This window comes from Betaproteobacteria bacterium (assembly GCA_009693245.1).
GTDB lineage: Bacteria > Pseudomonadota > Gammaproteobacteria > Burkholderiales > SHXO01 > SHXO01.
The window spans coordinates 1-11,433 of record SHXO01000096.1 but is presented as its reverse complement, the minus strand read 5'-3'; the positions used below and the strand labels follow the sequence as shown (position 1 = coordinate 11,433).

Annotated in this window: 9 protein-coding genes; 6 read left to right on the top strand and 3 right to left on the bottom strand. The window is 58.8% G+C overall.

Going from position 1 to position 11,433, the window contains the following annotated elements; genetic code table 11:
- Positions 1–122 precede the first annotated feature (122 nt).
- Both argF and EXR36_13820 read right to left on the bottom strand, forming a co-directional pair.
- Positions 123–1,037 carry an ornithine carbamoyltransferase gene (gene argF / locus EXR36_13825; GenBank protein ID MSQ60679.1) on the bottom strand — a complete coding sequence of 305 codons (915 nt, stop codon included), beginning with the start codon at positions 1,035–1,037 and terminating at the stop codon, positions 123–125.
- 1 nt (position 1,038) lies between these two features.
- Positions 1,039–3,018: an aminotransferase class I/II-fold pyridoxal phosphate-dependent enzyme gene (locus EXR36_13820; GenBank protein ID MSQ60678.1), complete on the bottom strand. Its 1,980-nt coding sequence runs from the start codon at positions 3,016–3,018 to the stop codon at positions 1,039–1,041.
- Between the two features lie 137 nt (positions 3,019–3,155).
- Between EXR36_13820 and EXR36_13815 the strand changes: the two genes are divergently transcribed.
- Entirely contained in the window at positions 3,156–3,482 is a 327-nt protein-coding gene (locus EXR36_13815; GenBank protein MSQ60677.1) for a DUF3579 domain-containing protein, read from the top strand.
- A 41-nt stretch (positions 3,483–3,523) separates the two neighbouring features.
- Here the strand turns inward: EXR36_13815 and EXR36_13810 are convergent, their stop codons facing one another.
- Positions 3,524–3,787, bottom strand: a complete 264-nt coding sequence (locus EXR36_13810) for a 30S ribosomal protein S20 (protein MSQ60676.1) — start codon at positions 3,785–3,787, stop codon at positions 3,524–3,526.
- Positions 3,788–3,981: 194 nt separating this feature from the next.
- On the opposite strand from EXR36_13810, the gene murJ reads away from it, so the two are divergent.
- The 5 genes from murJ (at position 3,982) to EXR36_13785 (ending at position 10,767) form a co-directional block, all read left to right on the top strand.
- Positions 3,982–5,523, top strand: a complete 1,542-nt coding sequence (murJ, locus tag EXR36_13805) for a murein biosynthesis integral membrane protein MurJ (protein MSQ60675.1) — start codon at positions 3,982–3,984, stop codon at positions 5,521–5,523.
- Positions 5,524–5,589: 66 nt separating this feature from the next.
- Positions 5,590–6,519 carry a bifunctional riboflavin kinase/FAD synthetase gene (locus EXR36_13800; GenBank protein ID MSQ60674.1) on the top strand — a complete coding sequence of 310 codons (930 nt, stop codon included), beginning with the start codon at positions 5,590–5,592 and terminating at the stop codon, positions 6,517–6,519.
- 18 nt (positions 6,520–6,537) lie between these two features.
- Positions 6,538–9,312 (top strand): isoleucine--tRNA ligase, encoded by a 2,775-nt coding sequence (locus EXR36_13795; GenBank protein ID MSQ60673.1) that lies wholly within the window; start codon positions 6,538–6,540, stop codon positions 9,310–9,312.
- Positions 9,313–9,331: 19 nt separating this feature from the next.
- Positions 9,332–9,805, top strand: coding sequence for a lipoprotein signal peptidase (locus EXR36_13790; GenBank protein MSQ60672.1), 474 nt, complete (start codon positions 9,332–9,334; stop codon positions 9,803–9,805).
- A 23-nt stretch (positions 9,806–9,828) separates the two neighbouring features.
- Entirely contained in the window at positions 9,829–10,767 is a 939-nt protein-coding gene (locus EXR36_13785; protein MSQ60671.1) for a 4-hydroxy-3-methylbut-2-enyl diphosphate reductase, read from the top strand.
- Positions 10,768–11,433: the final 666 nt, after the last annotated feature.

Below are 11,433 nucleotides of genomic sequence, written 5' to 3'. Positions count from 1 at the left end.
GAGATTTCCTCGGCGGCCACGAGGTTCAGCGGTGCCAGCAGAAGTGCCAGCGTGACAAACAGGTATTTCATGAATAGTCTCCAGTACGATGAACGCTGCGCAATCGTAGCCATACGATGCTATTACGACTTGACCTCGCCTAGTATCAGGTACTCCATCAAGGCCTTTTGCGTGTGCATGCGGTTCTCGGCTTCGTCCCATACTACGCTGTTGGGGCTCTCCATGACATGCGCGCTCACTTCTTCGCCGCGGTGTGCGGGCAGGCAATGCATGAATAAGGCGCCGGGTTTGGCGGCCGCCATCAGCTCGGCGTTGACTTGGTAGGGGCTGAAGGCGGCTTTGCGCTGGTCCAGTTGTTCCTCGAACCCCATGCTGGTCCACACGTCGGTGGTGACCAAGTCGGCGCCGCTTACGGCCTCCATGGCGTCCGAATAGTAGCGGGCGCAGGCGTGGTCCGCGGGTCCTAGCTTCGGTGCAAAATCCGCGGGGCCGGCGATACGGAGGCGAAAACCCAGCATGTGCGCGGCTTGCAGCCAGCTATTGCACACGTTGTTGGCGTCTCCTATCCAGGCGACCGTGGCGCCATGGATGGATCCGCGGTGTTCCATGTAGGTGAAGACGTCCGCCAAGGTTTGGCAGGGATGGTATTCGTTGGTGAGCCCGTTGATGACTGGCACCTTGGAGTGACTGGCGAAGCGTTCGATGATGGCCTGTTCGTAGGTGCGGATCATCACAAGATCCACCATCCGCGACATGACTTGGGCCACGTCTTCGATGGGCTCGCCACGGCCTAGCTGGGTATCGCGCGAGTGCAGATAGATCGCGGTTCCGCCCAATTGCGCCATGCCGGCTTCGAAGGCGACCCGGGTGCGTGTGGAATTCTTCTCGAAAATCATCGCCAGGGTCTTGCCCTTGAGCGGCTGGTAGAGGGTCCCGGTTTGGTGCCTCGCCTTGAGGATGCGGGCGCGCGCGAACAGGTAATCCAATTCGCCGCGGCTTAAATCCTTGAACTGAAGAAAGTGCTTTGCGCTGGCCATATCAAGTCTTGAGTTTCTTCAAACCCTTCTCGTCGTGCTGGCTGAGTACCCGAACGCAGGGCAAGTAGCCATCGTAGACTACTCCGTGCAGTTCCACCCGCCGGTGGCTACGCAGCAGCCCCGCCAGGTACTGCGAAATTTCCTGGGTGATCACCTGGCCGGGTACCAGCACGGGGATGCCCGGCGGGTAGGGCGTCAATTGATCGGCCGCCACGCGGTTGTTAAGGGACTGGTTGATCTTGTCTTGGTCGTCGAAAATGGAGATTAACTGGCCGCCGCAATAGAAGGCGTCGCGCGGCAAGTAACGCAACTGGGTGAAGCGCGGGATTTCGGGCGACTTGTACAAGCGGCGCGCGGAGCGTCCTTCGCGGGCGATGCGCATCAAGGCATCGTACAGGCGGGACACCTTGCTGCGTGTCGTGCCGATGGTCAGCAGCAGGGAAATCGTGTTGAAGGTGGATTTTTCCACCTGGATGTTATAGCGCTCGAACAACTCGTGCTGGAGTTCTTCCACCGTGTATCCGCACTCCGAGATGTCCACGGTGACCTTGGTGGGATCGAGCTGGACATTGTCCTCGCGCACCTCGTCCGGTAACAAATCCTCCAGTTCAAGCACCCGGAACACCCCCGTGGAATTGATCTGGGCGCGCAGTTCACGGGCCAACTGCAAGGTGCGTCGCAGGAGCTTGTAGCCCTCCGTGATGGCTTGCTTGCGTGCCACGTCCAGGCTCGCGATCATGCTGTATTGCGGGCTGGTGGAGGTGTGCATATTGAAATTTTCCCGGAAGATGTGCTCGTTGAAGTCCGGGTCGTTCACGTGAATCATGCTGGCCTGGGAGAAGGCCGAGAGAATTTTGTGGGTGCTTTGGGTGGCGTAATCGGCACCAGACTCGAGGGCGGTAGGCCGGAACGCGGGGTGAAAGCGTGCGAAGCCATACCAGGCTTCGTCGATCACTACCTTGATGCCCTTGGCGTGGGCGGCCTTGATGATGGGCTCCAGGTCGTAGCGGAAGCCATCGTAGGTGCAGGAAGTGAGCACCATGGCTTCGGCATCGGAGTGCTCCTCGATGGCTTTGAATAGCGTCTTCTTGGGGATGGGACCGAAGATCCCGTACTTCTTGTTGAGCGAGGAATCCAGATACACCGGATGGGCGCCCGAGAGCACGACGCCGTGGTGCACGGATTTGTGGCAATTGCGGTCCAGGAGGAGTTTTTCCCCTGGGGCGATCAAGGTCTGGAATATAACCTTGTTGCCGGTTGAGGTGCCATTGGTGGCGAAGAAGGTGCGGCGCGCGCCAAAGGCTTTGGCGGCAATTTTCTGGGCTTCCAGGATCACGCCCGTGGGTTCCATGAGGGAATCCAGCATGGGTACGGAAACGGACAGATCCGCATCGAAGATGTGTTCGCCCATGAACTCGTAGAAATCGCTTACCCAAGGGCTATCCCGCAGGGAATCTCCCGATGAGTGGCCGGGCGTGTGCCAGGCATCCTTGGCCATCAAGACATAGTTCTTGAGCTGGTCGTAGAAGGGCGTGCGCGCTTTTTCCTGAAGTTGGGCGTTCAATATCCGATACATGCCTCGGTAGTCGCGTTCTTCACGGTAGAAGTAGCCGTCCACGGCCTCGCTGAACAAGGCATCGACGACTTCGTCTTCCTGCTCCTGGGCGATAAGGATGTAGACGTCGAGCTCGGGGCGAAAGCGCGTGATCCTTTGCACCAGTTCCAAAGCCGACATCTGCAATACACGGGAGTTACCTCCATCATGACGCATGGTGTATAAAACGTCGTCCACGATCACGGACTGGAGATCGCCATCCTCCTCGATGGTCTTGAGTGCATCCTGGGCGGTAGTGATGCCGGTAAAGACAATGCCCAAGGGGTTGTCCAGGCTTTTCGCGGCGGAATTGAGTCCCTTGACGAATTCCCGCAAGACCAGGGTTTCGTCGTTGATGACCAAGATGCGGCTATTGGGTTTGCGCATGGCTAGGAACGAAGTGGGAATGCCATCGGAAAGAGCGAAGAAGGAAAGGGCGAAGCTAACAGCAAGACCTAAGCCTATGGCATGGTCTAGGAATCACGAGGACCAGCGGGCGTGTCATCAAGCCAGGAGCCAGTGCGATGACTGATCAGCCGAAGGAGATGGTCATTATCGGAGCCACCGAGTCAGGCGGGGTATTCCGGCCCAGCGACTGGGCGGAGCGCCTGTGCGGTGTCATCGCAATATTTGGCGAGGACCAGCGCATCAACTACTCGCCATTTCTGCAGCCCATTTTCTGCCAGGGGATTCGCTCGGTCGTGATCGATACCCAGTTGAAAGAGATGGAACCGGCTGCCTTCGACTTCTTGATGGGATTTGCGCGCGACAACGAACTCAAGATTCGCCCCGGGCGCTGTGAGGCGCGCCCCGAGTATGCTCCGCATAGGGCGGTCACCAGCCCCGCCTGAGCCAAGGCCACCGAATCGGATGGATTCGGCTGGCGTTGTCATCAGGCCAAGGCCTTGATGGCAGCGGAAAGACGGCTTTTGTTGCGGGCGGTGGTGTTGCGGTGCGCGATGCCCTTGCTGGCGGCGCCGTCGATGATGCTGACGGAAGAGTTGAGCGCGGCCTGTGCACCGGCCTTGTCGCCCGCGACGATGAGCTTACGCACCTTCTTGATGGCGGTGCGCATTTCCGATTTGAGGGCGGCATTATGTTGCCGCTGCTTTTCTGATTGCCGGGCGCGTTTTCGCGCCTGAGCCGAATTTGCCATGGTCAAGCCTTCTGGAAAAGGACCGGGGAATCCCGAGCCGGAAAAAACGCGGCATGTTAATCACTTGTCCTGCCCTTCGCAAGATAAAAGACCAGCGCAAGCACCCCAGCCCGGTCCCGATCAGTTAACATGCGGCGCCCAGCGCTAGCGGATCCCCCTTGATCCTACCCCTTCATCCGGGCCAAACCCCTTAAGTGAATCTCCTCAAAGCGTTGCTCACCGTGAGCGGGATGACCATGATCTCCCGCGTGTTCGGCTTCATCCGGGACGTGTTGATTGCCCGTACCTTCGGTGCCGGGCTTTACACGGATGCCTTTTTCGTGGCGTTCAGGCTGCCCAACCTGCTGCGCGGGATATTTGGAGAGGGCGCATTTTCCCAGGCCTTCGTCCCGATATTGGCCGAATACAAGACCAGGCGCGGAGACAGCGAGTCCAAGGAGCTGGTGGATCACGTGGCCGCACTCCTGGGATTGTTGCTGATGATCGTGACTGTCGCGGGTATTCTGGCGGCGCCTCTAGTCATTCTTGCGACGGCACCGGGCTTTCACCAAAGCCCGGGCAAGTTCCAACTGACGGTCGAACTGTTGCGCATCACCTTTCCCTACATCTTATTCATCTCGCTCACCTCCTTGGCGGGCGGAATTCTCAACTCCTATGGCAAATTCGCCATTCCGGCCTTAGCGCCTACCCTTCTTAACCTCGCCTTCATCGCCTTTACCTTGTGGTTAGCCCCCTATTTCGACCCGCCGGTGAAGGCCTTGGCCTGGGCGGTATTCGCGGGCGGGCTCCTACAACTGGGGTTTCAACTACCTTATTTGAAGAAGCTTGGCATGCTGCCTAGACCTCGCCTTAATCTCAAGGATCCTGGGGTATGGAGGGTGTTGAAGCTGATGGGCCCGGCGGTCTTCGGGGTGTCCATTGGCCAGATCAGCTTGGTGATCAATATGAACTTTGCGTCCTTTCTCGTCACGGGCAGCGTGTCGTGGCTCTATTACGCCGACCGTTTGATGGAGTTTCCGACGGGCGTCCTGGGGGTGGCGGTGGGGACCATCTTGCTGCCCAGCTTGTCGAAGAATCATTCGAAGGGCGATCCGGCGGAGTTTTCAAGGTTGCTGGATTGGGGGCTGCGAATTACCTTGCTGCTGACTCTTCCATGCGCCTTGGCGCTGGCGCTTCTGGCCACGCCGCTGGTCTCGGTGTTGTTCTATCACGGGGTTTTCAGCGCCCACGACGTTGTAATGACCGCCCAGGCGGTCATGGCTTACGCGCTTGGATTGCTGGGTCTGGTACTTGTCAAGGTGCTGGCTCCTGGGTTCTACGCCAAGCAAGACATCAAGACGCCGGTCAAGATCGGCATCGTGACGTTGCTCGTTACTCAGGTATTCAACCTCACCTTTACCCGGATCTTTCCCCTCGGCCATGTGGGGTTGGCCCTGGCCGTTGGCTTGGGTGCCTGCCTCAACGCGACGCTGCTGTACCTCAAGCTTCGCTCCCACCAGATTTATCGACCGGATCCAGGTTGGGGGAAGTTCTCGCTTAAGTTACTGGTAGGGTTGGCCGCCTTGGGCACCGTGTTATGGCTTGCCGCGGCCGATAGCCAGGTTTGGCTGGGCGGCGGCAAATGGGCAATGGTGCTTCAGCTTAGCTGGACGATCGCGCTAGGCGCGGTGGCCTACTTCGCCGCGCTGTGGGCCGTGGGTATCCGGCCGCGAGACTTCGCCCGGCGCGCGATTTGAGCAATATGCGCGGAAGGTGCCTGATAAAATCCCTATTCGAATTTGATCGATACTGACTCCCGTTGAATGCTGGTCACGCGTAATTCTTCCGCCGCGGCCTTGAGCGCGAGCGCGGTGACCATTGGTAATTTCGATGGGGTACATCGCGGGCACCAGGCAGTGGTATCCCTTTTGATGACGCAAGCGCGTGCGCGCGGACTACGTTCTTGCGTGGTGACCTTCGAGCCCCATCCCAGGGAATTTTTCGCGCCGGACCGGGCGCCCACGCGATTGACTTCGCTGCGGGAGAAGCTGGAGTTGCTGCGCGATGCGGGGGTGGAGCAAGTGCATGTGTGCCGCTTCAGCTTCGATTTTGCCCGCCGAAGTGCCGAGCAATTCATCGATGAGATATTGCTGCGGCAATTGCGGGCGCGGTGGGTGATGGTGGGCGACGATTTTCGTTTCGGCGCGAGGCGCCTGGGACACTACGAGGTGTTGCGCGTGGCGGGTGTGGCGAAGGGCTTTAGCGTGGAGCGCATGCCTACCCTGGCCGATGGCGGAGAACGCGTCTCCAGCACGCGGGTGCGCCAAGCCCTGGAAAAAGGCGAACTCGGCGCCGCCGCCAAGTTGCTGGGGCGGCCCTACAGTATCAGCGGCAGAGTGGTGAGGGGCGACCAACTTGGCCGCACCTTGGGATTTCCCACGGCCAACGTGCAAATGAAGCACAATCGCCCGCCGGTACTGGGAATATACGTGGTGGACGTGGAAGGCCTCGCGCCCAATCCATGGCCTGGTGTCGCCAGCGTGGGCGTGCGCCCCACGGTGAACGATGCCGGGGTGCCCGTGCTGGAAGTGCATCTGTTCGAGTTCGGCCAACAAATTTACGGGAAGCACGTTCGCGTGCGGTTCCTGAAGAAATTAAGAGACGAGGAGAAATATGCCGGTCTTTCCGAACTCACCCGGAGGATCGCCATGGACGTGCAGGAGGCGAAGCAATACTTCGCCATGCAGAAGTAGCAGCAACCGGATCAACCATTGATGAACGACTACAAGAACACACTGAATCTGCCCGATACTCCCTTTCCCATGCGCGGGGATTTGGCAAAACGCGAACAGCTGTGGGTGAAAGAATGGCAAGACAAGAAAATATACGAGCAAATTCGCCAAGCTTTCAAGGGTAAACCGAAGTTCGTGTTGCACGATGGCCCGCCCTACGCCAATGGCGATATTCACATCGGGCACGCCATCAACAAGATTTTGAAGGACATGGTGGTCAAGAGCAAAACTCTGGCGGGATTCGACGCGCCTTACGTGCCCGGTTGGGATTGCCACGGCTTGCCCATCGAACACCAAGTGGAGAAGACCCACGGTAAGAGCATTCCAGCCTCCGAGTTTCGCGGACTGTGCCGCGAGTACGCCGCCACTCAAATCGAACGCCAGCGCAAGGATTTCATCCGGCTAGGAGTGTTTGGCGAATGGGATAATTCCTACCGCACCATGGAGTTCAAGTCCGAGGCGGACATCATCCGCTCGCTCGCCCGCATTCAGGCGCGTGGTTACCTCTACCAAGGTGCCAAGCCGGTGCATTGGTGTATCGATTGCCGTTCCGCGCTGGCGGAGGCGGAAGTGGAGCACGAAGACCGCACCTCGCCCGCTATCGACGTGGCATTCCCCGTGGCTGACGTCAAGGGATTGGCCAAGGCGCTCACTTTTACCCATATCTACGACCCGGTGTTCGCGGTGATCTGGACCACCACTCCGTGGACCTTGCCGGCCAACCAAGCCGTCACGCTGCATCCTGAGCTGGACTATAACTTGGTACGCACAGCGCGCGGGCTGCTGATCCTCGCGGAGGGTTTACGCGACGCATGCCTCGCGCGCTATGGGTTGGCGGAAGGAAGCCAGGTCGTGGCCACTTTCAAGGGGGCCGTGATCGAAGGCATTTCCCTTCAGCATCCCTTTCACGAGCGAACCGTGCCCCTCATCTTGGGCGATCACGTGACCTTGGACGCAGGCACGGGTTTGGTTCACACCGCGCCCGCTCACGGCTTGGAGGATTACGTGGTCGGGTTGAAATACGACCTGCCCGTGGACAATCCCGTGGGTGGCGACGGGCGTTTCCGCGCCAGCGAGCCCATCGTGGGCGGGCAATTGGTATGGGATGCCAACGCGTTGCTGATCGCGGCCATCGGGGAACGAGGGCACCTGCTCCACAACGCCAAGCTTCAGCACAGCTACCCGCACTGCTGGCGCCACAAGACCCCCATTGTCTTTCGCGCGACGCGGCAATGGTTCATCGGAATGGATACCGTATCCGGTAGCGCACCTGCCTTGCGCGGCGTGGCGAATAAGGCAGTCCAGGAGACGGAATTCTTCCCTGCGTGGGGCCGTGCCCGTCTGGAGGCGATGATCAAGAACCGGCCAGATTGGTGCGTCTCGCGCCAGCGTGGCTGGGGCGTGCCCATGGCGCTCTTCGTCCGTAAGGAAGATGGGCAAATTCATCCGCGCACGCAGGAGCTGATGGAAGCCGTGGCCAAGCGCGTCGAGCAAGAGGGTATCGAAGCGTGGTTCAAACTCGATGCGCGGGAACTGCTGGGCGCCGAGGCCGAAGTCTACGAGAAGGTCCCGGATACGCTGGATGTGTGGTTCGATTCGGGCACCACGCATGTGAGCGTGCTTGAGCGACGGGAAGGGCTCGCCAAGCCCGCCGATCTCTATTTGGAAGGCTCCGACCAGCACCGCGGCTGGTTTCAGTCATCGCTCTTGACCGGATGCGCCATCGATGGGCGCGCGCCCTACGGCCAACTGCTGACCCACGGTTTCGTGGTGGACGGCCAGGGCCGCAAGATGAGCAAATCCATCGGTAACGTCATCGCGCCTCAGCAGGTTTCCGATAGCCTGGGCGCGGAAGTGTTGCGTTTGTGGGTGGCCTCGTCCGACTACTCAGGTGAGATGTCCATCTCCCAGGAGATTTTGAAGCGAGTGGTAGAATTCTACCGTCGCATTCGCAACACGTTGCGATTTCTACTGGCGAATTTGTCAGATTTCGATTTCAAGGCCCATGCCGTGGACGTCAAGGACATGATCGAAATCGACCGCTACGCCTTGGTGATGAGCGCCGAATTGCAAGGCGGTGTCGCCAAGGATTACGAGAGATACGAGTTCCATTACGCCAGCCAGAAATTGCATAGCTTCTGCTCGGAGTTCCTAGGTTCCTTTTATCTGGACATCCTCAAGGACCGCCTTTATACGTGCGGGGCCACGAGCAGCGCGCGCCGCTCCGCGCAAACGGTGCTCTATCACATGACTCAGAGCTTGCTGCGGATGTTTGCGCCCATGCTGAGTTTTACCGCGCACGAAGCGTGGGGCTACTTTACCGGCGGTGCACAGAGCGTGTTTGTGCAAACCTACCACGCGCTCCCGGAAGTGGCTGGCGGAGAAAAATTGAAGGAACGCTGGGCGCGCCTGCGCGAAGCGCGGGCAGAAGTACAAAAAGAACTGGAGCGCCTGCGCATCAAGGGCGATATTGGATCATCCTTGGCAGCGGAAGTAGTGTTAGGGGTGGGTCCGGAAACCTATGATGTGCTCAAGTCTTGCGGGGACGATTTGCGGTTGGTGCTTCTAACCTCGGCAGCACGGGTGGAGCAAGGCACCGGGCTTCGCATCGAGGCAACACCGAGCACGCATCCCAAGTGCGTGCGCTGCTGGCATTACCGCGCCGATGTGGGGGCGCATGCGGCTCATCCGGAAATTTGCGCGCGATGCGTATCGAATTTGCATGGAAGCGGAGAAGCGCGAACTTATGCTTGACACGAAGAAGCCGGATCTCATGGTCTGGTTCGTCATCAGCGCCGTAGTGGTGGTATTGGACCAACTCACAAAGTTGATCATCCAAAAGGCCCTCGCCGGTATGCCGGTTTACGAGGTCACATCCTTCTTCCAGCTAGTGCTCGCCTATAACAAAGGCGCGGCCTTTAGTTTTCTGAGCGACCAGTCTGGATGGCAGCGGGGATTTTTTATTGCCGTGGCACTGATTGCATCCATCGTGATCGTGCTGTTGCTGCGTAAACATCGCGAGGAAGTTCCCTTCGCACTCGCCTTGAGCCTGATTCTGGGCGGAGCGGTTGGAAATCTGATCGACAGGATACTCTTGGGGGCGGTAGTGGATTTTCTGTATTTCCATATCGGAGAACATTATTGGCCAGCGTTCAACTTGGCGGATTCCGCCATTTCCTGCGGCGCTCTGCTGTTGTTGTGGGATGCCATGCGTAGGAAACCCCCCGAGGCAAAATCCAGCTTCTAATGAGTGATGGAAAAGGAAGGCAGATGCAAATCTTATTAGCAAGCCCGCGCGGATTTTGCGCCGGAGTGGACCGCGCCATCGAGATCGTGGAGCGCGCACTGGCGATTCACGGTAAACCCGTTTACGTGCGTCACGAAGTGGTGCACAACCGGCACGTAGTGCAAGACTTGCGCGATAAAGGGGCTATTTTCGTGGAGAGCCTCGGCGAGATTTCGCGAGGCAGCACCGTGGTGTTCAGCGCTCACGGCGTGTCTCAAGCTGTGCGCGAGGAGGCGGCTCGTCGCGGCTTGCGGATCTTCGACGCCACTTGCCCCCTCGTGACCAAGGTGCACGTGGAAGTGGCTCGCATGCGGCGCATCGGCCGCGAGGTCATCATGGTCGGCCACCGCGGCCATCCCGAAGTGGAAGGCACCATGGGCCAGGCAGAGGATGGCATTTATCTTGTCGAGGGCATGGAGGACGTGAGCACTTTGCAGGTGAACGATGCGGCGGCGCTCGCCTATGTGACCCAGACGACGCTGTCCGTGGACGATGCGCGCCAAATCATCGAAGCCTTAAAGCTGCGCTTCCCCGGCATTTTGGGGCCGAAAAAAGATGACATCTGTTATGCCACCCAGAACCGGCAGGACGCCGTGAAGGCATTGGTGGCGCGGTGCGATGTCATCATCGTCGTGGGCTCTAGCAATAGCTCCAATTCTAACCGCCTCAAGGAAGTTCCAGAGAAGATGGGCGTGCCCGCCTATCTGGTGGATGGGCCTGGCAATCTGGATCCATCCTGGTTAGCGGGCAAGAAACGCGTCGGTGTCACCGCCGGCGCCTCCGCGCCGGAAGTGCTTGTGCAGCAAGTAGTGAATCGCTTGCGGCAGCTTGGCGCAACCGAGGTCGCGGAAATGGCCAGCGTGGACGAAACGGTCGTGTTTCCGTTGCCAAGAGAGATTGGGCGGGTTACCGAAGAAAAATAGGCGGTTCGCACCGCCTATTTTTAACGAGCCGTGGATCAACGTGAAATCAATTCTCGCCAATTAACCCGGCGTGCCTTGACCGCAGCGTTACCGATGGGGATCGGTGCAACAAACGTGTCGCCCTTTGAAGTCCTCACCAAACTCTCCACGTTACTTCCAATCTGAACCACTGTTGCCCGGGTGGAAAGGGCGTTACCGACCCGCACGGCACCGATTCCGGAAACCGCGGTGTTGACGTAGGAACCGGTTCTGTAGTCGAGGAAATATAGCCAGCTATAACCGCCCGCATTGCAGGCGGAGGGATCCGGGACGTTCGTGGCGAAAACCAAGGTGCCAAGAAAGAGCGTTGGATCCGTGTTAGCTCTTTCTCCCTTGCTAGGCAGATCGATAAACCAGCCCGCGTTACTTGCCATATCCACCTTGTTATTGCTGAACCGGCGCACCGTTGCTCCGGTGACGTCGGTGCCTTCGGTGATCGTTTGCCCCACGAAATCCGGCTGGTTTCTAGGGTTGGAGTAAGAGAGGGCTTCGGATTTTCGGACACGCGGATAATTGATAGCCTTGCTTCCAACCAAGAGGAGCAAGACCATGAGCAAGAGAAGGCCACGACGGAAATTGACCGCGAAGTTCAAGGCGCAAGTCGCGCTGGCGGCGATGAAGGGAGAC

Excerpts from the sequence above, each read along its gene's own strand:
- EXR36_13790 (MSQ60672.1), top strand. The coding sequence starts at position 9,332 with ATGGTCTGGTTCGTCATCAGCGCCGTAGTGGTGGTATTGGACCAACTC.
- EXR36_13815 (MSQ60677.1), top strand. The coding sequence starts at position 3,156 with ATGACTGATCAGCCGAAGGAGATGGTCATTATCGGAGCCACCGAGTCA.
- EXR36_13800 (MSQ60674.1), top strand. The coding sequence starts at position 5,590 with ATGCTGGTCACGCGTAATTCTTCCGCCGCGGCCTTGAGCGCGAGCGCG.
- argF (MSQ60679.1), bottom strand. The coding sequence starts at position 1,037 with ATGGCCAGCGCAAAGCACTTTCTTCAGTTCAAGGATTTAAGCCGCGGC.
- EXR36_13810 (MSQ60676.1), bottom strand. The coding sequence starts at position 3,787 with ATGGCAAATTCGGCTCAGGCGCGAAAACGCGCCCGGCAATCAGAAAAG.
- EXR36_13785 (MSQ60671.1), top strand. The coding sequence starts at position 9,829 with ATGCAAATCTTATTAGCAAGCCCGCGCGGATTTTGCGCCGGAGTGGAC.
- EXR36_13820 (MSQ60678.1), bottom strand. The coding sequence starts at position 3,018 with ATGCGCAAACCCAATAGCCGCATCTTGGTCATCAACGACGAAACCCTG.